The organism is Pseudomonas sp. NA-150, assembly GCF_044336365.1.
In the GTDB taxonomy this organism is placed as follows: Bacteria; Pseudomonadota; Gammaproteobacteria; order Pseudomonadales; family Pseudomonadaceae; genus Aquipseudomonas.
Genome location: NZ_CP172305.1, coordinates 3,945,234 through 3,969,516, shown reverse-complemented (window position 1 = coordinate 3,969,516; position 24,283 = coordinate 3,945,234). Strand labels below are relative to the sequence as shown.

Here is a 24,283-nt window from a genome sequence, read left to right as displayed (position 1 = left end):
GCGGGCCGGTCTTACAAGGAGCGGCAGCATTTCCCCAATTCCACGGGAGATCCTCTCCAATTCCGCTTTAGCAGTGTGGTAATTCCGTAATGAAAGTGTTGAAAGGCCAGGACATTCTGGCACTGGGTTTCATGACATTCGCCCTGTTCGTCGGGGCCGGCAACATCATCTTCCCGCCTATCGTCGGCCTGCAAGCCGGCCCCCACGTCTGGATGGCAGCCCTCGGCTTCCTGGTGACCGCCGTCGGCCTGCCAGTGGTCACGGTCATCGCCCTGGCCAAGGTCGGTGGCGCGATGGACGCCCTGAGCAGCCCCATCGGCAAGGTAGCAGGTGGCATCCTCGCGGCGGTCTGCTACCTCGCGGTCGGGCCGCTGTTTGCGACGCCACGCACCGCCACAGTGTCCTTCGAAGTGGGTTTGGCGCCATTGACCGGCGATGGGCCTTTGGCGTTGTTCCTCTACAGCCTGGTGTACTTTCTGGTGGTGTTCTGGGTATCGCTGTACCCCGGTCGCCTGCTCGACACCGTCGGCCGTTTCCTTGCGCCGTTGAAGATTATTGCCCTCGCGGTATTGGGCATCGCTGCGTTCACCTTGCCAGCCGGGGACATCGGCGTGGCCGAGCCGGCTTACGTCGCCGCGCCTTTCTCCCAAGGGTTCATCAATGGCTACTTGACCATGGATACCCTGGGCGCGCTGGTGTTCGGCATTGTCATCGTCAACGCCATTCGTTCACGCGGTGTCCAGTCGCCACAGCTGATCACCCGCTACGCGATCATCGCGGGGCTGATTGCCGGCCTCGGTCTGGCGCTGGTTTACATCAGCCTGTTCCGCCTCGGCGCCGGAAGCCATGCGGTGGCAGCGGGAGCGACTAACGGGGCGATGGTGCTGCACGCTTACGTTCAGCACACCTTCGGTTCGCTGGGCAGCGGCTTCCTGGCAGTGCTGATCTCGTTGGCCTGTCTGGTAACGGCGGTGGGCCTGACCTGCGCCTGTGCCGAGTATTTCAGTCGCGTCGTGCCGCTGTCGTACAAAACCCTGGTGATTCTGCTGGCGGCGTTTTCGCTGCTGGTGTCGAACCTGGGGCTGACCAAGCTGATTCAGTTCTCGATCCCGGTGCTGACCGCCATTTACCCGCCGTGCATCGCTCTGGTGGCCCTGAGCTTCTGCAAGGACTTCTGGCATTCGCAAGGGCGCATCGTGGCGCCGGTGATGCTGGTGTCGCTGCTGTTCGGCATGGTCGACGCCTTGAAGGGCGCAGGTTTCGCCGAATGGTTGCCCGCACAGCTATCGCACCTGCCGTTGAGCGATCAAGGTCTCGCCTGGCTGGTGCCGTCGCTGATGACCCTGGTGGCAGCGGTGGTCTTCGACCGCTTGTTGGGCAAGCGCAGCGAAGCGCTGGCCTGATTCATTACGCTTGGGCAATACACAAAAACCCTGCCTTTCACGAGGCGGGGTTTTTATCGCCTGCGTTATTTCATTTCATCATCCGGCGGGTAATGATCTATACCCAATCAAGGTACCCAGCAGGGTGTCGATCAAGGAAAAAGGCGCTTTATGAGTATTCCCTTCTGGTGTTTGTTTATCAGCGCGGTATTGATTTATGTTGCCCGCGTTCCGGTGGGCAAGGCGATGAAAGAGCAGGGCGGTTACAACAACCATTTGCCCCGCGCGCAACAAGCGCAGTTGACCGGGTATGGCGCTCGCGCGATAGCGGCGCATCAGAACAGTTTCGAGGCTTTTGTATTGTTTGCGGCAGGGGTATTTGTTGCGCACACCACTCAGACCCAAGGCTTTTTGATTGATGGTATTGCGATTCTGTTTGTGATAGCGCGGTTGATCTATCTCGCCGCTTACTTGGGCGATGTTCCGCAGGTGCGCAGCCTGGCCTGGTTTGTCGGCTTGGTCTGTTCATTGGTGCTGATGCTCAGCCCATTATTGCGCGGGATTTAACGAGGGGGCTGGAACAGGCGAAGTCGCATAAGTTCCTGCAACTAATAAAGCCCGCACGGTGGCGGGCTTTATCTGTGGAAAGCGCGGAGGCTTACTTGGTGGTCGTAGGCGCCGGCGCCTGCGAGTTTTCTTCTTTGGCGCGCTGTTGAGCGGCTTCCGCGTTTTTCTGGGCGGCTTCCTGACTCTCTTTGGCGGCGTCGTTGACTTTATCCTGGGCTTTGCTCATGGAGTCCTGGGAAGCCTGAGCGGCTTTGTCCGCTTGTTTCTGGGTATTCTCGCTGGACTTGTCGCAGGCAGCCAGACCCAGAGTGGCAGAGAGCATCAAGGCAAAAGCTAAAGATTTACGCATGGGTGTTTCTCCTAATTAAAACTATCTACTGGCCTTTCGAGCGTCGCCGGACAAATTAAGTTCAACCTTTCTCGCAGATAGTTAAAGGTTGCTGTTTCAGTGGCTTTACGCCGGGGTTATGCTGGCGGCCATCAAGAATAAGAACAGGGCGATGGGCCATGAGCGATAACTCCATCTTGCAGCGCGCAGAGCGCTTTATTTCGGCGATCAAACACTGTCAGGTGTTGGGGATGCGCATACATCATGCCGACGCTAAAGGTATGACGCTGGTCTTGCCTTATAGCGAACAGATCGTTGGCAATCCTGAAACCGGGGTCATTCATGGTGGTGCATTGACGTCGCTGATGGACAGTACCTGCGGGATTTCCACCCTTTGTGTATTGCCAGAGTTCGAAGTGTGCCCGACCCTCGACCTGCGCATTGATTACATGCGCCCGGCCACGCCGTTCAGGGAAGTCTATGGTTTCGCCGAGTGCTATCGAGTGACCCCCGACATCATTTTCACCCGCGGCTACGCCTACCAGGATGACCCGCAGCAACCCATTGCCCATGTGGTGGGCACCTTCATGCGCCTGGGCAAAGGCATCAAAGGCAGCCAGGGTTTCGCCGGCTCGATCAAAGGCGCTTCGGCATGAGCCTTGATTTCAAGGCGCAGGTGCGCCAGGCCCGGCAGCAAGGCGACTACCAGGCACTGTTCGAACTGATTCCCTATGCCCGGCTGATCGGCATCCAATGCACCCTGACTGACGGTGAGTGGTTGTTCTGTCTGCCCGCCAACCCGGATAACATCGGCAATCCGCTGTTGCCGGCGCTGCACGGCGGGGTGATCGCCGGCTTCATGGAGCTGGCGGCAGCCATGCACCTGTTGATTGCCACTGATTCGGGGACGGTGCCGAAGATCATCGATTTCTCTCTGGATTACCTGCGTGCCGGTCTGTTTCGTGACACCTATGCCCAGTGTCAGGTCTGGCGTCAGGGCCGACGGGTGGCGAATGTCGCGGTGACGGCCTGGCAGAGCAGCCCCGACGAGCCGATTGCCACGGCGCGGGCGCATTTCAAAATCGAAGAATCGTAGATCGCCTTTCTCAAGCCCTTGAAATCCCTGACCCAGCCCCCATTTTGATGACAACCCGCCGCTAAGCATGCGGCTTGTACCATCTGATTGGAGTTTGATGACAATGAGTGTGGAAACTCAAAAGGAAACCCTGGGCTTCCAGACCGAGGTGAAGCAACTGCTGCACCTCATGATCCATTCGCTGTATTCCAACAAGGAAATCTTCCTTCGCGAATTGATCTCTAACGCCTCTGACGCCGTTGATAAACTGCGCTTCGAAGCCTTGTCCAAGCCGGAGCTGCTGGAAGGCGGCGCCGAGTTGAAAATCCGTGTGAGCTTCGACAAGGACGCGAAAACCGTCACCCTCGAAGACAACGGCATCGGCATGAGCCGTGAAGACGCCATCACCCACTTGGGCACCATCGCCAAGTCGGGCACTGCGGACTTCATGAAGCACCTGTCCGGCGATCAGAAAAAAGATTCGCACCTCATCGGTCAATTCGGTGTGGGCTTCTACTCGGCGTTCATCGTCGCCGACAAAGTCGACGTGTTCAGCCGTCGCGCTGGCGTGGCAGTGGGCGAGGGCGTGCACTGGTCTTCCAAAGGCGAAGGCGACTTTGAAATCGCCACCGTCGAAAAAGCCGATCGCGGCACTCGCATCGTGCTGCACCTGAAAGCCGATGAAAGCGAATTTGCCGACGGCTACCGTCTGCGCAATATCGTCAAGAAGTACTCTGACCACATCGCTTTGCCGATCGAGCTGCCGAAAGAACAGGCCGCTGCCGAAGGTGAAGCCGCGCCTGAGCTGGAATGGGAAACCGTCAACCGCGCCAGCGCGCTGTGGACCCGTCCTCGCACCGAGGTGAAGGACGAGGAATACCAGGAGTTCTACAAGCACATCGCCCACGACTTCGAGAACCCGCTGAGCTGGAGCCATAACAAGGTCGAAGGCAAGCTGGAATACAACTCGCTGTTGTATGTGCCGGCCCGTGCGCCGTTCGACCTGTACCAGCGCGAAGCGCCACGCGGCCTGAAGCTGTACGTGCAGCGTGTGTTCGTCATGGACCAGGCCGAGTCGTTCCTGCCGCTGTACCTGCGTTTCATCAAGGGCGTGGTCGATTCCAACGACCTGTCGCTGAACGTTTCCCGTGAAATCCTGCAGAAAGACCCGATCATCGATTCGATGAAATCGGCGCTGACCAAGCGCGTGCTGGACATGCTGGAAAAACTGGCGAAGAACGAGCCTGAGCAATACAAGGGCTTCTGGAAAAACTTCGGTCAGGTCATGAAAGAAGGCCCGGCAGAAGATTTCGCCAACAAGGAAAAAATCGCTGGCCTGCTGCGTTTCGCATCGACCCACGAAGACGGCGGCGAACAGGTTGTAGCCCTGAGCGAGTACCTGGCTCGTGCCAAGGAAGGTCAGGACAAGATCTACTACCTGACTGGCGAAACTTACGCTCAAGTGAAAAACAGCCCGCACCTGGAAGTCTTCCGCAAGAAAGGCATCGAAGTGCTGCTGCTGACCGATCGTATCGACGAGTGGCTGATGAGCTACCTCAGCGATTTCGAAGGCAAGGGTTTTGTCGATGTGGCCCGTGGTGACCTGGATCTGGGCAAACTTGATTCCGAAGAGGACAAGAAGGCTCAGGAAGAAGTCGCCAAGGACAAAGAAGGTCTGATCGAGCGCCTGAAAGTGGCACTGGGCGAAGCCGTCAGCGAAGTGCGGGTTTCCCACCGTCTGACTGATTCCCCAGCGATTCTGGCCATCGGCGAGCAAGACCTCGGTCTGCAAATGCGCCAGATCCTCGAGGCCAGCGGTCAGAAGGTTCCGGACTCCAAGCCGATCTTTGAATTCAACCCGGCCCACCCGCTGATCGCCAAGCTGGATGCCGAGCAGAGCGAAGAGCGCTTCGGCGACCTGTCGCACATCCTGTTCGACCAGGCGGCACTGGCAGCGGGCGACAGCCTCAAAGATCCGGCGGCGTATGTTCGCCGTCTGAACAAGCTATTGGTAGAGTTGTCGGTTTAATGCTTGGGTAACACCAAAACCCGCTTCGGCGGGTTTTGTTATTTCTGTGACATTTCTTTGATCAGGAGTCAGCAATGAGCAACGTTACTGTGCGTTCTGTGGTGTATCAGATTGACGGCCAGCCGTATGAAAGCCGCCTGGTATTTGATTCCAGCGACACCTCGTCGCGTCCAGGGCTGCTGATGGCACCGAACTGGATGGGCATCAGCGCTGGCGCGGAAAAAATCGCCCAAGCCGTGGCGGAGCAGGGCTACGTGGTGTTGGTGGCCGACCTCTATGGTCAGAACACGCGCCCGTCGAATAACGACGAAGCGGGCGCGGCGATGACACCGTTGAAAAATGATCGCGTGTTGTTGACCAAGCGCATGCAGAGTGCACTGGACCAACTATTGGCACAGAAAGATGCGCCAGTGGCGGCCGATAAAGTGGCAACCTTTGGCTTCTGCTTCGGTGGTTGCTGCTCGCTGGAACTGGCCCGTACCGGCGCCAACCTGAAGGCCGCCGTGTCCTTCCACGGCACGCTGGACACCGCCAACCCGGCGGGCGCGAAGAACATCAAAGGCAAGGTTCTGGTGCTGCACGGCGCTTCCGACCCACTGGTGCCAAAAGAGTCATTGCCAGCGTTCGAAGACGAAATGAATGCAGCCGGCGTGGACTGGCAGTTGCTGAGCTACGGCGGGGCATTCCACTCGTTCACCGACCCGCACGCCAATGTTCCGGGCATGATGATGTACAACGCCAAAGTCGCCAAACGCGCGTTCACGTCGATGCATAATCTGCTGGATGAAGTGTTCAAAGGCTAATGGCCTCATCGCGGGCTAGTCCGCTCCTACAGTGCGCGTCGACGTAGGAGCGGGCTTGCCCGCGATGGCAATATCTCAGACACCACCCATCACCTCGGTAACTCAATCCTCTCGACTTCCCCCGGCACCGTTGGCCAATCCCCGGCCGCCCAGCGTGCGCGGGCCTGATCGATCAGCGCCGGATCACTGGCAACGAAGTTCCAGTTCATCCGCCGTGGCCCATCCAGCGCCGCGCCGCCGAATATCACCGCATGACATTCGCTTTCCGCACTTAGCGTCACCTCGACTCCGGGTTCCAGCACCATCAGGCTGCGTGGCTCCACCGGCTCGTCATCCAGCAGCGCCTCACCCGACAGTACATACAGCGCCCGTTCCTGGTATTCGGTGGGAATCAACAGCGTGGTCGCCGTCTGCAGGTTCACTTCGGCATACAGCGTCGGCGACAGCACCGGCACCGGCGAGGTCAGGCAAAAGCCACTGCCGGCGATCATGCGAATGCGGATGCCGAGGTTGTCGCTGACCGGCAGCGTCTCGGCCGGGTGATGGCTGTAATGCCCCGGGCCTTGTTCGTGTTCCTTGGGTGAGGCGAGCCAGACTTGCAAGCCATGCATGCGCGAGCCGCTGGCCCGCAGATCCTCAGGCGTGCGCTCGATGTGCGCCACGGCGCTGCCGGCGGTCATCCAGCTGACTTCACCGGGGCGCACGCGCTGATCGCTGCCCAGGCTGTCCTTGTGGATCAGTTGTCCTTCGAACAGGTAAGTGAGGGTCGACAGACCGATATGCGGATGCTGGCGTATGTTCATGCCGTTGCCCGCCGCGTAGTCGGTTTCCAGCATATGGTCGAAAAACACGAAAGGACCAACGCTGCGGCATTTGGCCGAAGGCAGCGGACGCAGAATCGGTTGTCCTTCGACATCTTCGGCGCGGGGCTTGATGATGATCATGAGCGGTCTCGTGCAAGGCTGGACGGGTCGATGCACAGCATAACCCGGCACTATGGGGGACGGTTACTGGCTGGCTTCAGCGTCGGCGAGGTGCGTGGCGATGGTCACTTCGGTACTGGTCATCAGCTTGTGCACCGGGCAGCGATCGGCGATGCGGTGCAGCAGGGTGCGTTGTTCGTCGCTCAACGGGCCTTTGAGGGTAAGGGTTACGTTCAGGCCGTATTTGCCGGCGCGCTCCTGGCTGCCGTCGCGCTCGATGGCGACCGTGATGCCGGTCAGCGGGATCTCATGTTGGCGAGCGTAGAGGGTAACGGTCAGTGCCTTGCAGGCGCCCAGCGCACTGTCGAAATAATCGTGTGGGTCAGGCGCGGACCCTTCGCCGCCAAGTTTTACCGGCAGGTCCGTGAACAGCGAATGCTTGCCGTCGATTTCTATCGTGTGGCGAAAAGGGCTGTTGGGCAAAGTGTTGACGGTTACGCTCATGGAAAACCTCGTGGGTTATTGAGAGAGGGGCTTGGGTCCTTCATTTGAAAAGTGCCAGGCAAAAAAAACGGCACCCGAAGGTGCCGTTCTGGTGCAGGGCGTATTACTTGCCCTGCCAGCGTTTCAGGACCAGGGTGGCGTTAGTGCCACCGAAGCCGAAGCTGTTGCTCATCACGGTGTTGATAGTGGCGTTTTCGCGAGTCTTGGTCAGGATTGGCAGATCGGCCACTTCCGGGTCCAGCTCGTCGATGTTGGCCGAACCGGCCATGAAATTGCCTTCCATCATCAGCATGCAGTAGATCGCTTCGTGAACGCCGGCGGCGCCCAGGGAGTGACCCGACAGGCTCTTGGTGGAGCTGATGGCCGGAGCCTTGTCGCCGAACACGGCGCGCACACCCTTCATTTCCGCGACGTCGCCGACCGGGGTCGAGGTGCCGTGGGTGTTCAGGTAGTCGATCGGTGCGTCGACGGTGGCCATGGCCATTTCCATGCAGCGGATAGCGCCTTCGCCGCTTGGAGCGACCATGTCGTAGCCGTCGGAAGTGGCGCCGTAGCCCACCAGTTCTGCGTAGATCTTGGCGCCGCGAGCCAGCGCGTGCTCCAGCTCTTCAACCACCACCATGCCGCCACCGCCGGCGATGACGAAACCGTCACGCTTGGCATCGTAGGCACGGGAGGCCTTTTCAGGGGTTTCGTTGTACTGGGTAGACAATGCACCCATGGCGTCGAACAGGAACGACTGGCTCCAATGTTCTTCTTCACCGCCGCCAGCGAACACGATGTCCTGCTTGCCCATCTGGATCTGTTCCATGGCGGTACCGATGCAGTGAGCACTGGTGGCGCAGGCAGACGCGATGGAGTAGTTCAGGCCTTTGATCTTGAACGGCGTGGCCAGGCAGGCGGAAACGGTGCTGCTCATGGTCCGCGTGACGCGGTATGGGCCGACGCGCTTGACGCCTTTTTCGCGCAGGATGTCCAGCGCTTCCATCTGGTTCAGGGTCGACGCGCCGCCGCTGCCAGCCACCAGGCCAGTGCGCGGGTTGGACACTTGTTCTTCGGTCAGGCCGGAGTCAGTGATGGCGTCCTTCATGGCCAGGTAGGCGTAAGCCGCTGCGTGGCCGACGAAGCGATAGATCTTGCGATCGATCAGTTCTTCGAGATTGAGGTCGATAGAGCCGGAAACCTGGCTGCGCAGACCCATTTCGGCATATTCCGGATTGAAACGGATGCCAGGGCGGCTTGCACGCAAGTTGGCGGAAACGGTGTCTTTGTCATTGCCCAAGCAGGAAACAATGCCCAGACCAGTGATAACGACGCGGCGCATGCGAATACCCTTAGAAATTTTCAGTGGAAGTGAACAGGCCGACCCGAAGGCCTTCGGCGCTGTAGATTTCGCGGCCATCAACGCTCACGGTGCCGTCGGCGATTGCCAGGACCAGTTTGCCTTTCATGGTGCGTTTGATATGGATGTTGTAGGTGATCTTCTTGGCGGTCGGCAGCACCTGACCGTAGAACTTCACCTCGCCCGAACCCAGGGCGCGGCCACGGCCAGGGTTACCCTGCCAGCCGAGGTAGAAGCCCACCAGTTGCCACATGGCGTCGAGGCCCAGGCAGCCTGGCATCACCGGGTCACCTTCGAAGTGACAGGCGAAAAACCACAGGTCGGGATTGATATCCAGCTCGGCGACCAATTCACCTTTGCCGTACTTGCCGCCTTCGGCGCTGATCAGGGTGATGCGATCCACCATCAGCATGTTCGGGGCGGGCAGTTGTGCGTTACCTGGGCCGAACAGCTCGCCACGACTGCAGCGCAGCAGGTCTTCCCGGGTATAGGCGTTTTGTTGGGTCATGCGAGCTCCTCAATAATCTTGTGCGGCAGGTGGGGCGTCACGTGCCCCATAACCAGTCCTGGCCGACTGACGTGCCAGGTGAATGCTGTCAGCCTACTCATAGACTATTGCGTTGTAGTGAAAGTCACAGCACAAGACAAATGAAAGCACACTTGTGCACTGAAATCATTATTCATCGACTTTGAATCGTCAATCGGGCACCCAAGACTGCCGCAATTTAGCATTTATCGCCAGTCACAGGTGCCTGAAAGGGCAGCCAGTGCTGAAGAACGCGCTGTAAATCGGCGTGTTTGAAAGGTTTCGCCAGATAATCGTTCATCCCGGCCTGAAGGCACGCTTCGCGGTCGCCCTGCAGCGCATTGGCGGTCAAGGCGATGATCGGTACCTCGGCGCGTCCCGGTAATTGCCGAATTTGCCGGGTGGCCTCGTAGCCATCGATCACTGGCAGGCGGCAGTCCATGAGAATCGCGGCGAACTCTTCGGCCTGGGTCGCGCTCACCGCCTGAGCGCCATCGCCGACCACATTGACCTGGAAACCGAGGCTGCGCAGCATGGCTTCGATCACTGTCTGGTTCACCGGGTTGTCTTCTACCAATAGCACCTGGCGATGCGTGCCGTCGTGGAGGCGGACCGGCGTCGCGGCTGTCTTTTCCGGGTGTTTTTGCCGACGCAGGTTGAGCGGAATCTCAAGGGTGAACACCGAACCGATGCCTTCGTGACTCCTGGCCCTCAAGGTACCGCCCATGCGTTCGGCCAGCGTCCGGGCAATGGGCAGCCCCAGGCCGGTGCCACCGTAGCGGCGGGAGATCGAGCTGTCGGCCTGCTGGAAGGCGTTGAACATCAGTTCCAGGCGCTCGGCGGAGATGCCGATGCCGCTGTCTCGCACCGCGCAGGTGAACCAGATCAGCTCATGCTCCATCGGTTGCCAGGACGATTCCACCTGCACGTTGCCCAGCTCGGTGAACTTCAAGGCATTGCCGATCAGGTTGACCAGAATCTGCCGAATCCGCGTCGGATCGCCTTCCACCTCCAGCAGATCGAGCCCCGGCGGCGCCTTGACTTCCAGGCTCAGGCCGCGTTGCCGGGCGCTGTGGTGGAAGGCCTGGGCCGAGGTTGCGATCAGATCGGCCAGATTGAACGGAATACGCTCCAGTTCGAGGGCATCGCGCTCGATGCGCGAGAAGTCGAGGATGTCGTTGATCACCCGCAGCAGGTGTTCGGTGGATTCGGTGGCCAGCGCCGAGTACTCAGCCTGCTCCTCGGTCATCCGCGTGGTTTCCATCAGTTGCAGCATCCCCAGCACGCCATTCATCGGGGTGCGCAGCTCGTGGCTCATCATGGCCAGGAAGTCCGACTTGGCGCTGTTGGCGCGTTCGGCCTCTTCGCGAGTCTGGATCAACTGATCGATGGTCTGCTGTTGCGCGCGGCTGGCCTGTTCGAGACCGAAAGCGAGGCTGTTGATGTGACGCGCCAGATCGCCCAGCTCACCCTCGTCGGCCACCGGCAGCGGTGTGCTGTAGTCACCTTGCTGGATGGCCTTGACCGCTTCCACCATGTCACTGATCGGCTGCGACAGGCTCAACGCCAGGCGTCGTGCCAGCAGGTAAGTGAACAGCAGCGCAAACAACGCCAGGATCGCTGCCTTGAGCAGGATTTCCTGCTGGCGCTCACTGAAGCCGTCGTTGGACATGCCGACGATCACGCGGCCCAGGTATTCAGGGTTTTGCGCAGTGGCCGCCAAGGTTGCATCCTGCAGGCGGTCGGGGTCGGATTTGAAGCGTTGCAGGCGAATCACCGCCTGATAGACCTCGACCTGTGTCGGCCGTGCCTCGCTGTCATGGGTTTGTTCAACGTGCACCAACACCTTGTTGGCGTTGTCCTGGACTTCGAGAAAGTGCACGTGGGGCGTGGCCAGCGTTGCCCGCATCAAACTTTCGAGCACTTCATGGTTGCCCACGATGACCCCGTATTCCGAGGCCGGGGCCAATTGGTTGGCAATCAGCTGGCCGGTATGGTTCATCTCCTGGCGCAAATCCTGAATGCGTACGAAGGTGAAGAAGCTGATCAGCAGCAACGTCAGCAACAAGGCCGGACCCAGGCTGATGATTTGTGTGCGGGTATTGATACCCCAGCAGCGCCGAGGCTTGATCAAGACCGCTTCTCCAGCGCGGGGAAGCCGGGCACGGTCTGGCACCGCAGGCAAAACCTGAGGCCTGGAGGGAAGACGAGGGTGGTGGGGACACAATGCACAGCGTGGCCTTGATCAAAAGTGTCAGCAACGCATGTTAGCCGACGCCGCTGTAATGTCCATGAGTCAAACAAGGAGTTAGCCAGCTTTAAGGATTGAGCGCAATTGCCCTGCGTCAAGACTGGTCGCGACAGCGCGGCTCCGTATAATGCCGCCATCGCCAGAGAGATGGCACTTGCATGGATTGGATATGACTCAACAGCGACCTATCGCGGTTCTTGGAGGCGGCAGCTTCGGTACTGCAGTGGCGAACCTGCTGGCAGAGAACGGTTACCCGGTCAGGCAATGGATGCGCGATCCGGCTCAGGCCGAGGCGATCCGGGTCAATCGGGAGAACCCGCGTTATCTCAAAGGCATCAAGGTTCACCCGACCGTGGAGCCCTTGACCGACCTGCTGATCACGCTGACCGACAGCGATTTGATCTTTGTGGCGCTACCGTCCAGTGCCTTGCGCGCGGTGCTCGCCGAGCATGCCGGGCGCTTGACTGGCAAGATGCTGGTGAGCCTGACCAAGGGCATCGAGGCCCACACCTTCAAATTGATGAGCGAAATCCTCGAAGATATTGCACCGGATGCGCGCATCGGTGTGTTGTCCGGCCCCAACCTGGCCCGTGAAATCGCCGAGCACGCGCTGACCGCGACGGTGGTGGCGAGTGAAGATGAAGAACTCTGTCAACGGGTGCAGGAAGTGCTGCATGGCCGCACCTTCCGCGTGTACGCCAGTGCCGACCGTTATGGCGTCGAGCTGGGCGGAGCCTTGAAAAATGTGTATGCGATTATTGCTGGCATGGCGGTGGCGATGGGCATGGGTGAAAACACCAAGAGCATGCTGATCACCCGGGCACTGGCGGAAATGACCCGCTTTGCCGTCAGCCAGGGCGCCAACCCGATGACCTTTCTTGGTTTGGCCGGGGTCGGCGACTTGATCGTGACTTGCTCCTCGCCGAAAAGCCGCAACTACCAGGTCGGTTTTGCCCTCGGTCAGGGCTTGAGCCTCGATGATGCCGTGACCCGCCTCGGTGAAGTCGCCGAAGGGGTGAACACTCTCAAGGTCCTGAAGGTCAAAGCCGATGAACTGCAGGTCTACATGCCACTGGTCGCAGGCTTGCATGCGATTCTTTTCGAAGGACGTACGCTCAATCAAGTGATCGAGCTGTTGATGCGTGCCGAGCCGAAAACCGACGTTGATTTCATTTCCACCAGCGGTTTCTGATTGCCCTATTTCTATTTAAAAAGCAGAGCAGGTGAACGCCTTGAACGAATCAAAACTCAAGCAGAATGAATCGATCCTGCTGCGCATTTTATGGATGTTTGTCTTCGTCGTGATCTGGCAACTGGCGGAAATGGTCCTCGGTTGCGTGGTGTTGGTGCAGGTGGTCTATCGGCTGTTTTACGGCGCGCCGAGTGGCAGCCTGATGAATTTTGGCGACAGCGTCAGCCAATACCTGGCGCAAATTGGTCGTTTCGGTACCTTCCACAGTGATCAGAAGCCCTGGCCATTCGCCGATTGGCCGACACCTCGTGCGCCTGAAGGTGAAGCGCCTCATAGCGTCGCGCCGGCGCCGCACCCGGTGCGCGACGAGGAGCCGAAGCTATGAAACTCTGGGTCTTGCGCCACGGCGAGGCGCAGCCTCAGTCGCGCAGCGACGCCGAGCGGGAACTGACGGCCCATGGCCGCGAGGAAGTGCTGAAGAGCGCTGCGCAGTTATTGGGCAAGCCGTTGAAGCGGATCATCGCCAGCCCTTATGTGCGAGCGCAACAGACTGCGGAACTGGTGCATCAGGTGCTGGGCTTCAGCGAACCGGTATTGACCGTGCCCTGGCTAACCCCCGACAACGACCCGCGCAAAGTGCTGAGCGAGTTGGATAGTTACTCCACTGACGATGTGTTGTTGGTCAGTCATCAACCGTTGGTGGGCAGTCTGGTCGGGGTGTTGGTGCATGGGCACTACCATTTGCCGCAGCCGATGAGCACGGCGAGTCTGGTTGAGCTGGAAGGGGATTTTCCGTTGGCGGGGTTGATGGAATTGCGTGGTGTTTGGCACGTTTAACTCTGAATCTGATCTCAGGCAGCACACCTAACCCTGTAGGAGCTGCCACAGGCTGTGCGATAAGGCCGGTACGGCCTTCGCGGCGTAGATTGATCGTAGCCTGCGGCAGCGCCTACAGAGGATGTGTGCCTGGCACGGATCTTCTGACATCCACTGAATAAATTTTCGCCCCAAGCAAGTGCTCGGTCGACTACGCTTGCCCCACATAAAATCAAGGAGCGAGTTGCATGTCAGGCGCCATTCGTTTGCCCCTCCAGGTCTTCTATGAACGAGAAGCCCGCCACCCCGACAAGCGCTACATGGTCCAGCCTCTGACCGGCGGGCAGGTTCAGGAACTGAGCTGGGCCGACGTCGGCGAGCAGGCGAGGCGTGCCGCGCATTGGTTGCGTCAGCAGGAATTGCCTCAGGGCAGCCCCATCGCGATCATCTCGAAAAACTGCGCGCACTGGATCATTGCCGACCTGGCAATCTGGATGGCCGGGCATGTCTCGGTGCCGCTTTACCCCAACCTGACCGCCGAATCCGTCGCTCAGGTGCTGGAGCATTCCGAATCGGTGCTGGCCTTTATCGGCAAGCTCGACGACTGGCCCTCCATGGCCCAGGGCGTCAAACCCGATTTGCCCACCATCGCCTTGCCTATCTGCCCGACGGCTGAATTCGATTTCCAGTGGTCCGACCTGCAAGCCTGCTCGCCGATCCAGGACAGCCCGAGCCCGGCGCCGGAACGACTGGCGACGATCATCTACACCTCCGGAACCACCGGCATGCCCAAAGGCGTGATGCACAGCTTCGCCGGCCTGGCGTTCGCCGCGACCCATGGCACCCGCCTGTTTGGTCTTGGCGAGCAGGACCGCCTGCTGTCGTACCTGCCGCTGTGTCACGTGGCCGAGCGCATGTTTGTCGAGATGAACTCGCTGTATACCGGGCAAACCATATTCTTCGCCGAAAGCCTGGACACCTTCCTCCACGACCTCAAGCGTGCCCGGCCGACCGCGCTGTTTGGCGTGCCACGGATCTGGACCAAGTTCCAAATGGGCGTCTACAGCCAGATGTCGGCCTCACGCCTGGACTTTCTGCTGGGCCTGCCGATCATCGGTAAGCTCGTCGGGCGCAAGGTGCGTGCCGGGCTGGGCCTGGATGCAGTGCGTGTGGCGTTGTCCGGCGCGGCGCCAGTGCCTGAAACGCTGCTCAATTGGTATCGTCGCCTGGGGCTCGATGTGCTGGAGGTCTACGGCATGACCGAAAGCTGCGGCTACTCGCACATCAGTCTGCCGGGTAAGCAGAAGCTTGGCTGGATCGGCCAACCCTGCCCTGAGGTCGAAGTGCGGATCGACGTTAGCGGCGAGGTCCAGGTGCGCAGTGGCGCAACCATGCTCGGTTATTTCAAGGAACCGGGAAAAACCGCTGAAACCATTACCGAAGACGGTTTTTTACGCACCGGCGACAAAGGCGAGCAGGACGCCGAGGGCTACCTGCGCCTGACCGGTCGCCTGAAAGAAATCTTCAAGACCAGCAAAGGCAAATACGTCGCCCCAGCGCCCATCGAAAACCGCCTGGCGGTACACTCGCAGATCGAGCAAGTCTGCGTGGTGGGCGATGGCCTGAATGCGCCGCTGGGCTTGTGTGTGTTGTCGGCCAGCGGCCTGCACGATGCGTCAGGCACGGCGCGCCCGAGCCTGCACAAAAGCCTGGAAGCGCTGTTGGAGGAGGTCAACGCCGCCCTCGACAAACATGAGCGCTTGCGTCGACTGATCGTGGTGAAAGATAGTTGGGCGGTTGAAAATGGTTTTCTGACACCGACCCTGAAGATCAAGCGGGCGGTGATCGAGACCACCTACGGCGCGCGTTTCGAGCACTGGAGCAACCAGCCGGACGCCGTGCTCTGGCAGGAATAACTATTCATTTTTTTGCAAGGACTTCACATGAGTGTGTGGCTGAGAATCCCTGACATCGAACACCTGAACGCGGCACAGAAAAACACCATCGGCGAACTACTCGACATCCGCTTCGAAGCCATCGATGACGATTCGCTGACCGCCAGCATGGTGGTTGATGCGCGCACCCACCAGCCCTACGGCCTGCTGCATGGCGGGGCGTCGGTGGTGCTGGCGGAAACCGTGGGTTCGACCGCCAGCTACCTGTGCATCGACGCCAGCAAATTTTACTGCGTCGGCCTGGAAGTCAACGCCAACCACCTGCGCGGTTTGCGCAGCGGCCGCGTGACAGCGGTGGCGCGGCCAGTGCACCTCGGGCGTACCACCCACGTCTGGGACATCCGCCTGAGTGGCGAGGACGGCAAGCCGAGCTGTATTTCTCGCCTGACCATGGCCATTGTGCCGTTGGGTGAGAACCCACCTTCGCCTTAATCCTGCTGAACATGGGGCGTGCCTGACGCGTCCCATTGGCCAAACCAGTCATCCAGATTGATAGCTTTGACCATTGCCCGCATCGGCCTGCAGGACGACTATTTCCGTTATTCGAAAAACAATAGCGGAAGGCATGGTTATGCAGATCGAAGGCAAGGTTTTTCTGGTCAGCGGCGGGGCGTCGGGCCTCGGTGCGGCCACCGCGCAGATGCTGGTGGCCGCGGGCGCCAAGGTGATGCTGGTCGACATCAATGCCGAAGCGCTGGCGGCTCAGGTCGAACGGCTGGGCAGCCAGGCCCGCAGCGCGGTGGCCGATGTAACTCAAGAAGCCGCAGCGCAAGCGGCAGTCAATGCGGCGGTCGACACCTTTGGCGGCTTGCACGGGCTGGTCAACTGCGCCGGCGTGGTTGGCGCGGAAAAAATTCTCGGCAAGAACGGCCCGCACCTGCTGGACAGCTTCAGCCGGGTGATCAATATCAACCTGATCGGCAGTTTCAACCTGCTGCGTCTGGCGGCTGCGGCCATCGCCGAAGGCGAAGCGGGCGAGGGCGGCGAACGCGGGGTGATCATCAACACCGCTTCGGCGGCAGCCTATGACGGCCAGATCGGCCAGGCCGCATACGCCGCGTCCAAGGGCGCGATTGTCAGCCTGACCCTGCCGGCCGCCCGTGAACTGGCGCGCTTTGGCATCCGCGTGATGACCATCGCCCCCGGCATTTTCGAAACCCCGATGATGGCCGGCATGACCGAACAAGTACGCGAGTCGCTGGCCGCTGGCGTACCGTTCCCGCCACGCTTGGGCAAGCCGGAGGAATACGCCGCGCTGGTCAAACACATCATTGAAAACAGCATGCTTAACGGCGAGGTGATCCGTCTCGACGGCGCCTTGCGTATGGCCGCGAAATAAGAGGGAGTCTCGCCATGTCCAATCAAGATCCGATTGTTATCGTCAGTGCCGTGCGTACGCCGATGGGCGGTTTTCAGGGCGATCTGAAAAGCCTGACCGCGCCACAGCTGGGTTCGGCGGCGATTCGCGCCGCCGTGGAACGCGCCGGGTTGGCGCCAGAGGATATTGAGGACGTGCTGTTCGGTTGCGTGCTCTCCGCCGGTCAAGGTCAGGCGCCGGCCCGGCAGGCAGCGCTGGGTGCCGGTTTAAGCAAGTCCACCACCTGCACCACCCTCAACAAGATGTGTGGTTCGGGCATTCAGGCGGCGATTCTGGCCCACGATCAACTGCTGGCGGGCAGTGCCAAGGTGATGATTGCCGGCGGCATGGAAAGCATGTCCAACGCCCCGTATCTGCTGGATCGGGCGCGCAGCGGTTACCGCATGGGTCACGGTCGGGTGCTGGATCACATGTTCCTCGACGGCCTCGAAGACGCCTATGACAAGGGCCGCCTGATGGGCACCTATGCCGAAGACTGTGCCGAGGCCCATGGCTTCACCCGCGAAGCCCAGGATGCGTTTGCCGTCGACTCGCTGACCCGTGCGCAACAAGCCATCGCCAATGGCAGTTTCAAGGATGAAATCGTGCCGGTGCAGGTGATGGTCGGCAAGGAACAACGCTTGATCAGCGACGACGAGCAGCCGCCGAAAGCGCGTCTGGACAAGATCCCGACCCTGAAACCGGCGTTCCGCGAAGGCGGCACGGTGACGGCGGCCAACTCCAGTTCGATCTCCGACGGCGCGGCGGCGCTGGTGCTGATGCGTCGCAGCGAAGCGGAAAAACGCGGCCTGAAACCGTTGGCGGTGATCCATGGTCACGCGGCCTTTGCCGACGAGCCAGGGCTGTTCCCGACTGCGCCGATCGGGGCGATCAATAAGCTGATGAGCAAGACCGGCTGGTCGTTGGCTGAGGTCGATCTGGTGGAGATCAACGAAGCCTTTGCCGTGGTCGCGCTGGCGGCCATGCGCGCGTTGGGGCTGCCTCACAGCAAACTCAACGTCCACGGCGGCGCCTGTGCGCTGGGGCACCCGATTGGCGCCTCGGGGGCGCGGATTCTGGTGACCTTGCTTTCGGCTCTGCGCCAAAAAGGCCTGCGTCGCGGTGTGGCGGCGGTGTGCATCGGTGGTGGTGAAGCCACGGCCGTGGCGGTCGAATGCCTGTATTGAAACGCTGAGCCACTGAATCAGGAATGAACGACCATGCTACCCACAGAAGAACAACAACAGATCAGTGAAGCCGCTCGCCAGTTCGCCCAGGAGCGGCTCAGGCCGTTCGCTGCGCAATGGGATCGGGACCACGCGTTTCCGCGCCAGGCCATCGGCGAAATGGCCGAGCTGGGCTTTTTCGGCATGCTGGTGCCCGAGCAATGGGGCGGCTGCGACACCGGTTACCTGGCGTACGCCATGGCCCTGGAGGAAGTCGCCGCTGGCGATGGTGCCTGCTCGACCATCATGAGCGTGCACAACTCGGTGGGTTGCGTGCCGATTCTCAACTTCGGCAACGAGCAACAGAAAGCCCAATTCCTTCAACCGCTGGCCAGTGGCGCGATGATCGGCGCCTTTGCTCTGACCGAAGCCCAGGCCGGCTCCGATGCCAGCAACCTGCGCACCCGCGCGCGGTTGGAAGGCGATCATTACCTGCTCAACGGCAGCAAGCAGTTCATCACTTCCGGGCAAAACGCCGGGGTGGTGATTGTGTTTACGGTCACTGACCCGAGCGCCGGCAAGCGCGGCATCAGCGCTTTTATCGTGCCCACGGACTCGCCCGGTTACAGCGTCGCCCGGGTCGAGGACAAGCTCGGTCAGCATGCGTCCGACACCTGTCATATCGTCTTTGAAAACGTCAAAGTGCCGGTGGAAAACCGCCTCGGCGCCGAGGGCGAGGGCTATAAAATTGCCTTGGCCAACCTCGAAGGCGGACGGGTCGGGATTGCCGCGCAGGCGGTGGGCATGGCGCGTGCTGCGTTTGAAGTGGCGCGTGATTACGCCAAGGAACGCGAGAGCTTCGGCAAGCGCTTGATGGAGCATCAGGCAGTAGCCTTTCGCCTGGCAGACATGGCAACCTCCATCGCCGTCGCCCGGCAGATGGTGCATTACGCGGCGGCGCTGCGCGACAGCGGCAAGCCGGCGCTGGTGGAGGCGTCGATGGCCAAGCTGTTCGCCTCGGAGATGGCGGAGAAGGTCTGTTCCAGTGCTCTGCAAACGCTGGGCGGTTATGGTTACCTGAATGATTTCCCGTTGGAGCGTATCTACCGCGACGTACGCGTCTGCCAGATTTACGAAGGCACCAGCGATATCCAGAAAATGGTCATAGCCAGAAGTTTTTAGTGTTATTTATCAGCGGCTTAAGGTTTATTGTTCATGTGATGTATATCTTAATCTACGTTAAGTCTTAAAAATAATTAAATGGATAAAATACAATGAGTTACGAAAATATATTGATGGAAATTCGAGGTAAGGTCGGTTTGATCACCTTGAACCGTCCGCAGGCGTTGAACGCGCTTAACGCGCATTTGATTCGCGAATTGAATCAGGCGTTGGACGTGCTGGAAGCCAATCGCGACATCGGCTGCATCGTCCTCACCGGATCGAAAAAAGCCTTCGCCGCCGGCGCCGACATCAAGGAAATGTCCGAACTGAGCTACCCGCAAATCTATCTCGATGACCTGTTCTCCGACAGCGACCGAGTGGCCAATCGACGTAAGCCGATGATTGCCGCGGTGTCCGGGTTTGCCTTGGGTGGCGGCTGCGAACTGGCGCTGATGTGCGACTTTATCCTGGCCGGCGACAACGCCAAATTCGGTCAGCCGGAAATCAAGCTGGGCGTGCTGCCGGGCATGGGCGGCACCCAGCGTCTGACCCTCGCGGTGGGCAAGGCCAAGGCCATGGAAATGTGCCTCACCGGGCGCCTGATCGATGCCGTCGAAGCCGAACGCGCCGGTCTGGTGGCACGGGTGGTGCCGGCCGATGAACTGCTCGACGAAGCGCTCAAGGTCGCCGCCGACATCGCCGCCAAGTCGCTGCCGGTGGCGATGATGGTCAAGGAAAGCGTCAACCGCGCCTTCGAAGTCAGCTTGTCCGAGGGCGTGCGTTTCGAGCGCCGGGTGTTCCACTCGTTGTTCGCGACCCATGACCAGAAAGAAGGCATGACAGCGTTTATTGAAAAACGCGAGGCGGATTTCAAGGGTTACTAAAAGGCCGCTCCAGCCACTGAAACAGCGCGCTTAAATCCGCTGCAGCTGGCCGGGGTTTATCACACGGCGGATTCAGCGCGCTGGCCAGACTTTGCGGGCCGCTGATGCGAACGCCATCGGCATGCAGTTCGATAGCCGTGTGCGGGCCCTCAAGCCTCAGCCGTTCGGCGGCGCGGACATGCAGCGTCTGCCCCTTGCTTAAATGAATATGCTCGGCCACCGGCTCAAGCAGCAGCCCGTCAATACGCACCTGCGGCCGTGGCGTCTGCGCCTCGCTCGACTCGATCACCTCGCAGATCACCGGGCGGTCCGGGTCGTTATCAAAGAAATTCACCAACACCTGAGTCCCGGCGATCAAGGCCTTGGCCCCCGGCGTGCGCGGAATCGCCAGTGGCAGCCAGTGAGTGCTACCGTTCTCGGTGGCGTGGGGTGGCCAATGAAACCTGGCCTGCACTCGACCTTGCGCATCGCGCTTCACCGCGTGTTGCCGGGGGCCAAGCAGGGTGGCGGTCTGATAACCGTGTACCTGTGGCTTGCGCTGGGTCAGCGACGGGCGATAGGGCATGGACCACGGGATGGCGCGGAACTGATTGCGGTATCCACGGGTAAGCGCAGGCCACTCGGGTGACGCTGGATCGTGGTCGAAAATCGTCGCAAGGTCGACGGCATCAAAGGCTTCCAGGACGTCTGGCTGTTTGCCGGCGTGACGGATATCGACCATCAGCCACTGATCGTTGAACACCGATTCCGGATGACCGAACACCCGCAGAATCTGCCCGCTGACCAGCGTCGCTAGATGACTGCGTCCCAGCACGTGACGACGCTCGCAGCGCAAGCGCTCCAGGCGACGTTCGCTGACTTGTTGGCGGTGCGTATCCTCGGGGCGTCGGTGTGGCAGGCTCAGGTTGCCGACAGGGGCTTGGTTGGCGGCGGCACCGGGGACGGGCGTACGGTTGTAATTGTTCAGCGCCTGCTGGCGAATACGCTCCAGCGCAACCCCATCATGACTGCTGTAGCTGGTGCCGGGGGTGAAGCGCTCGGCCAGGTGGCTGATGGTCGGCGTCAGGCTGGCGCGGCCGTCGTCCATGTAAAACCGCGCAGGCAAGGGCTGTTCGGGGAAACAGCCCGGATCATCGGCGAAAATCAGCCAATGCTGGCTGCGACTGTGCTCAAAGCGGTAGGTAATGCCTTCTTCCTCGCACAGGCGCTGCAACAGTTGCAGGTCGCTTTCGTCGTATTGGGTGCAACTGGCGCGAGGCGGGTAGACCCCCACCGCCTGTTCGAACAGGTAATGACCGTGGTCGATACCGTGTTCTTCCAGCAACTGGACAATGATCTGCGGCGCGCTCAGTGCCTGAAAGATCCTGCGCTGGCGACGGTTCTGCAAGGCGCTGAGGCGGGGCACCAGACTGATCCGGAAATAACCGAGGTCGGTACCCGCGTAAAGCCGTTGCGGGTGACTGATCAGCCCGTGGATGCCCGACGCCTGCTCACCGAACGAGAGAAACGCGCTTTGCAAGGCCAGCGCCTCAATGTCCAGGTACGGGTCCAGGCCGATCAAGTCGACATCGAAACGATAGGGTTGATTCAGGGCTTCATGGCCGCTGAACCTGACCACATGCAGTTGCAGCCGACTGTCAGCGATGGTCAGGCTGATCAGGGTTTCCGTGTGGCCCATCGGTCCATCCTCTGTCCGGGAAAATCCTAGGGGGCAGAGGGTACGGAATGCCGACGAGGAAAGTGATGGTTAGGGTTTTTTTCGGAAAAGGACTACAACTCAAGTCCTGTTTTTCCCGCGCGATGCCGCCTTTGCGTGCACAGATCGGCCTCGTTCGATCAATGGCTTCAAAGCGGGGGTTTCATCTGGCGCCAGCGCGTATAAAATGTCTGCCATTTTCAGCGTTTGCCTAGGTGCTTTGCAGCTATCCGGCTGCATGGCTCGGGGCAGTCACCCGTCACGGATCAAGAGAACACGCATGGGCGCACAGTGGAAGGTCAAACACAAAGAAGCAGCATCCAACGCCAAAGGGCGGATTTTTGGCAAGCTGTCCAAAGAAATCATGATCGCTGCTCGCGCCGGTGCCGACCCGGATATGAACCCGCGTCTGCGTCTGGTGGTTGAACAGGCGAAAAAGGCCTCGATGCCGCGCGAAACCCTCGAGCGTGCGATCAAGAAGGGCGCTGGCCTGTTGGGCGAAAACGTACATTTCGAGCGCCTGACCTACGAAGGCTTTGCCCCGCACAAGGTGCCGGTGATCGTCGAATGCCTGACCGATAACATCAACCGCACCGTCTCGGAAATCCGCGTGTTGTTCCGCAAGGGCCAATTGGGCGCCAGCGGTTCTGTGTCCTGGGATTTCTACCATCAGGGCATGATCGAAGCCGCCCCGAGCAGCCCGGACGCCGACGCCGAATTGGCGGCCATCGAAGCCGGCGCCCAGGATTTCGAAGCCGGTGAAGACGGCGCCTCCTTGTTCTTTACTGAACTGACCGACATGGATGCCGTGTGCAAGGCCTTGCCGGAGTTCGGTTTCACCGTGTTGTCGGCGCAGTTGGGCTACCGCCCGAAGAGCACCGTGGACGGTCTGAGCGATGAGCAAATGGCTGAAGTCGAAGCGTTTCTCGAAGCCATCGACGGCAACGATGACGTGCAGAATGTCTATGTAGGGCTGGCCGGCTAACAGCCAACCCCCGACGGGATGCGGTTTTTTAGTGGGACCGCATCGCGCTCAACTGCTGGCTGACCTGGGTAAACGACGGTCGTGCCATGACCTCGGCCTGGGTGCAATGCCCTTGCAGTGCGGTTAATTCTGCCGGTACCGTCGCCTCGCAACGCGCCAGCAACTCCCCCAGCAGAATCCCGAACGCCCTGACTTCAATGCGCTCCAGCGCTGGCGCTTGATCGGTATGGAACGACGCCGCGCCGAAATCGCCGAGCAGGCATGTGCCTTGTGCATCCCACAGAATATTGTGGCCGTACAGGTCGCCATGGCTGATGCCACAGGCGTGCAGGTGCTCGGCAACCGAGGCAATGCCTTGCGCCACGCGCAGTGCCACGTCCAGCGAAAATCGGGCCGTGGCGGAGTAGATATCGCGGGTACAGGAATCGAGGCTCGGCGGCCCGGCAAGGTTGACGAAACGCGGAGCGATCAGTTGCATCACCAATCCGCTCGATGACAGCGGATGCTCAATGATCTGCCCCTGAACCTCAATCAACTGCGGATGCACCCCAGCGGCGATGCAGGCGGCCATTTCGTTCAGCGGCGAGCCGTCGCTGGTGATGCTGCCCTTGTACAGTTTGACCGCCACGGGCATCGGCGGCTGCTCAGGCGCCTGCCACAGGGCCTGCTGGATCACCCCCGAGGCACCTTCACCGAGTTGCTGCTGAAGCTGTAACTGGGCCCAGGGAATTTCACGTATCGCAACCCCAACGTGGTGGGTCGCCAGCGGGTTACCCGCATAAGCCAGCCAGGCCAGGGCCGGCAGGTGCAGCAACCAGTCGGGCAGTTCCTGCAACTGATTGGCGGCAATGCGGATCAGTTCCAGTTGGTGGCAACGGGCCAGGGAAGCCGGCAACTGGCGCAAGCGATTGCCGGCCAGCATCAGCTTCTGCAACGCCGGGCAATCGCCGAGGGCGTCGGGCAGGACGTCGATGCAGTTGTCGGTGAGAATCAACCAGCGCAGCCGTGGCGGCAAAGCGGCGGCCGGAACCTGTTGAATCTGGTTGGCCTTGAAGCCGACGATCTGCAACTGACTGCACTGGCCGAGGCACGCTGGTAGCTCGGTAAAGCGGTTTTCCGAACAGAACAGCACGCGTAAATGCGTCAGCCGATGCAGGTCATCCGGCAGGTGACTCAAGGCGTTGCCGGTCAGGTTAAGCACTTCCAACGAGTCGGCGAGGTCGAAAATCTCTGTGGGAAATTCGCTCAGCCCGCAAGACAGGTCGAGGCGTTGGATGCCTTTCAGTTCGCCGGCCCGCAGGCGAGCGAGGGTATGTGGACGGTTGTCGGCCGCCATGC

At 60.2% G+C, this 24,283-nt stretch carries 24 protein-coding genes; 16 read left to right on the top strand and 8 right to left on the bottom strand.

The window, feature by feature from the left end; genetic code table 11:
- The first annotated feature begins 89 nt into the window (after positions 1 to 89).
- Positions 90 to 1,403 (top strand): branched-chain amino acid transport system II carrier protein, encoded by a 1,314-nt coding sequence (brnQ, locus tag ACF0H7_RS18805; RefSeq protein WP_397448400.1) that lies wholly within the window; start codon positions 90 to 92, stop codon positions 1,401 to 1,403.
- A gap of 150 nt (positions 1,404 to 1,553) precedes the next feature.
- A complete protein-coding gene (locus ACF0H7_RS18800; RefSeq protein ID WP_397448399.1) occupies positions 1,554 to 1,949 on the top strand; it encodes an MAPEG family protein in 396 nt (131 codons plus the stop codon).
- A 91-nt stretch (positions 1,950 to 2,040) separates the two neighbouring features.
- Here the strand turns inward: ACF0H7_RS18800 and ACF0H7_RS18795 are convergent, their stop codons facing one another.
- Positions 2,041 to 2,298: a hypothetical protein gene (locus tag ACF0H7_RS18795; RefSeq protein ID WP_397448398.1), complete on the bottom strand. Its 258-nt coding sequence runs from the start codon at positions 2,296 to 2,298 to the stop codon at positions 2,041 to 2,043.
- 158 nt (positions 2,299 to 2,456) lie between these two features.
- On the opposite strand from ACF0H7_RS18795, the gene ACF0H7_RS18790 reads away from it, so the two are divergent.
- The 4 genes from ACF0H7_RS18790 to ACF0H7_RS18775 all read left to right on the top strand — a co-directional run bounded on the left by ACF0H7_RS18790 (position 2,457) and on the right by ACF0H7_RS18775 (position 6,184).
- Positions 2,457 to 2,933, top strand: coding sequence for a PaaI family thioesterase (locus ACF0H7_RS18790; RefSeq protein ID WP_397448397.1), 477 nt, complete (start codon positions 2,457 to 2,459; stop codon positions 2,931 to 2,933).
- Positions 2,930 to 3,373, top strand: coding sequence for a PaaI family thioesterase (locus ACF0H7_RS18785; protein WP_397448396.1), 444 nt, complete (start codon positions 2,930 to 2,932; stop codon positions 3,371 to 3,373). The genes ACF0H7_RS18790 and ACF0H7_RS18785 overlap by 4 nt, the downstream gene beginning before the upstream one ends.
- 103 nt (positions 3,374 to 3,476) lie before the next feature.
- The gene (htpG, locus tag ACF0H7_RS18780; RefSeq protein ID WP_397448395.1) at positions 3,477 to 5,381 is read left to right on the top strand and encodes a molecular chaperone HtpG; all 1,905 of its coding nucleotides are present in this window, start codon (positions 3,477 to 3,479) and stop codon (positions 5,379 to 5,381) included.
- Positions 5,382 to 5,455: 74 nt separating this feature from the next.
- The gene (locus tag ACF0H7_RS18775; protein ID WP_397448394.1) at positions 5,456 to 6,184 is read left to right on the top strand and encodes a dienelactone hydrolase family protein; all 729 of its coding nucleotides are present in this window, start codon (positions 5,456 to 5,458) and stop codon (positions 6,182 to 6,184) included.
- An 89-nt stretch (positions 6,185 to 6,273) separates the two neighbouring features.
- Here the strand turns inward: ACF0H7_RS18775 and ACF0H7_RS18770 are convergent, their stop codons facing one another.
- The 5 genes from ACF0H7_RS18770 to ACF0H7_RS18750 form a co-directional block, all read right to left on the bottom strand.
- Positions 6,274 to 7,128 (bottom strand): pirin family protein, encoded by an 855-nt coding sequence (locus ACF0H7_RS18770; protein ID WP_397448393.1) that lies wholly within the window; start codon positions 7,126 to 7,128, stop codon positions 6,274 to 6,276.
- Between the two features lie 63 nt (positions 7,129 to 7,191).
- Entirely contained in the window at positions 7,192 to 7,611 is a 420-nt protein-coding gene (locus ACF0H7_RS18765; RefSeq protein ID WP_397448392.1) for an OsmC family protein, read from the bottom strand.
- 103 nt (positions 7,612 to 7,714) lie between these two features.
- Positions 7,715 to 8,935: a beta-ketoacyl-ACP synthase I gene (gene fabB, locus ACF0H7_RS18760; RefSeq protein ID WP_397448391.1), complete on the bottom strand. Its 1,221-nt coding sequence runs from the start codon at positions 8,933 to 8,935 to the stop codon at positions 7,715 to 7,717.
- Between the two features lie 10 nt (positions 8,936 to 8,945).
- Positions 8,946 to 9,461: a 3-hydroxyacyl-[acyl-carrier-protein] dehydratase FabA gene (gene fabA, locus ACF0H7_RS18755; protein WP_397448390.1), complete on the bottom strand. Its 516-nt coding sequence runs from the start codon at positions 9,459 to 9,461 to the stop codon at positions 8,946 to 8,948.
- A 217-nt stretch (positions 9,462 to 9,678) separates the two neighbouring features.
- Positions 9,679 to 11,610, bottom strand: a complete 1,932-nt coding sequence (locus ACF0H7_RS18750; protein WP_397453945.1) for a response regulator — start codon at positions 11,608 to 11,610, stop codon at positions 9,679 to 9,681.
- 289 nt (positions 11,611 to 11,899) lie between these two features.
- Between ACF0H7_RS18750 and ACF0H7_RS18745 the strand changes: the two genes are divergently transcribed.
- The 9 genes from ACF0H7_RS18745 (at position 11,900) to ACF0H7_RS18705 (ending at position 20,264) form a co-directional block, all read left to right on the top strand.
- Entirely contained in the window at positions 11,900 to 12,922 is a 1,023-nt protein-coding gene (locus tag ACF0H7_RS18745; RefSeq protein ID WP_397448389.1) for an NAD(P)H-dependent glycerol-3-phosphate dehydrogenase, read from the top strand.
- A 40-nt stretch (positions 12,923 to 12,962) separates the two neighbouring features.
- Positions 12,963 to 13,307, top strand: a complete 345-nt coding sequence (locus ACF0H7_RS18740) for a DUF4389 domain-containing protein (protein WP_397448388.1) — start codon at positions 12,963 to 12,965, stop codon at positions 13,305 to 13,307.
- Positions 13,304 to 13,759: a phosphohistidine phosphatase SixA gene (gene sixA, locus ACF0H7_RS18735; RefSeq protein WP_397448387.1), complete on the top strand. Its 456-nt coding sequence runs from the start codon at positions 13,304 to 13,306 to the stop codon at positions 13,757 to 13,759. Before ACF0H7_RS18740 ends, sixA begins: the two co-directional genes overlap by 4 nt.
- A gap of 227 nt (positions 13,760 to 13,986) precedes the next feature.
- The gene (locus tag ACF0H7_RS18730; protein ID WP_397448386.1) at positions 13,987 to 15,654 is read left to right on the top strand and encodes an AMP-binding protein; all 1,668 of its coding nucleotides are present in this window, start codon (positions 13,987 to 13,989) and stop codon (positions 15,652 to 15,654) included.
- Positions 15,655 to 15,681: 27 nt separating this feature from the next.
- Positions 15,682 to 16,125, top strand: coding sequence for a hotdog fold thioesterase (locus ACF0H7_RS18725; protein ID WP_397448385.1), 444 nt, complete (start codon positions 15,682 to 15,684; stop codon positions 16,123 to 16,125).
- Positions 16,126 to 16,264: 139 nt separating this feature from the next.
- A complete protein-coding gene (locus tag ACF0H7_RS18720) occupies positions 16,265 to 17,032 on the top strand; it encodes an SDR family NAD(P)-dependent oxidoreductase (protein WP_397453944.1) in 768 nt (255 codons plus the stop codon).
- A gap of 14 nt (positions 17,033 to 17,046) precedes the next feature.
- On the top strand, positions 17,047 to 18,237 hold the full coding sequence (locus ACF0H7_RS18715) for an acetyl-CoA C-acyltransferase (RefSeq protein ID WP_397448384.1): 1,191 nt from the start codon (positions 17,047 to 17,049) through the stop codon (positions 18,235 to 18,237).
- 33 nt (positions 18,238 to 18,270) lie between these two features.
- Positions 18,271 to 19,398, top strand: coding sequence for an acyl-CoA dehydrogenase (locus ACF0H7_RS18710; RefSeq protein ID WP_397448383.1), 1,128 nt, complete (start codon positions 18,271 to 18,273; stop codon positions 19,396 to 19,398).
- Positions 19,399 to 19,490: 92 nt separating this feature from the next.
- Positions 19,491 to 20,264: an enoyl-CoA hydratase gene (locus ACF0H7_RS18705; protein ID WP_397448382.1), complete on the top strand. Its 774-nt coding sequence runs from the start codon at positions 19,491 to 19,493 to the stop codon at positions 20,262 to 20,264.
- Here ACF0H7_RS18705 and ACF0H7_RS18700 read toward each other — a convergent pair.
- Entirely contained in the window at positions 20,251 to 21,942 is a 1,692-nt protein-coding gene (locus ACF0H7_RS18700; RefSeq protein WP_397448381.1) for a type VI secretion system Vgr family protein, read from the bottom strand. The two genes, ACF0H7_RS18705 and ACF0H7_RS18700, sit on opposite strands and share 14 nt — an antisense overlap.
- A gap of 298 nt (positions 21,943 to 22,240) precedes the next feature.
- Here ACF0H7_RS18700 and ACF0H7_RS18695 point away from each other — a divergent pair, with 298 nt between their 5' ends.
- On the top strand, positions 22,241 to 22,945 hold the full coding sequence (locus tag ACF0H7_RS18695; RefSeq protein ID WP_397448380.1) for a YebC/PmpR family DNA-binding transcriptional regulator: 705 nt from the start codon (positions 22,241 to 22,243) through the stop codon (positions 22,943 to 22,945).
- A gap of 28 nt (positions 22,946 to 22,973) precedes the next feature.
- Here ACF0H7_RS18695 and ACF0H7_RS18690 read toward each other — a convergent pair whose 3' ends face one another.
- The gene (locus tag ACF0H7_RS18690) at positions 22,974 to 24,281 is read right to left on the bottom strand and encodes a leucine-rich repeat-containing protein kinase family protein (RefSeq protein WP_397448379.1); all 1,308 of its coding nucleotides are present in this window, start codon (positions 24,279 to 24,281) and stop codon (positions 22,974 to 22,976) included.
- Between the last annotated feature and the right edge of the window lie 2 nt (positions 24,282 to 24,283).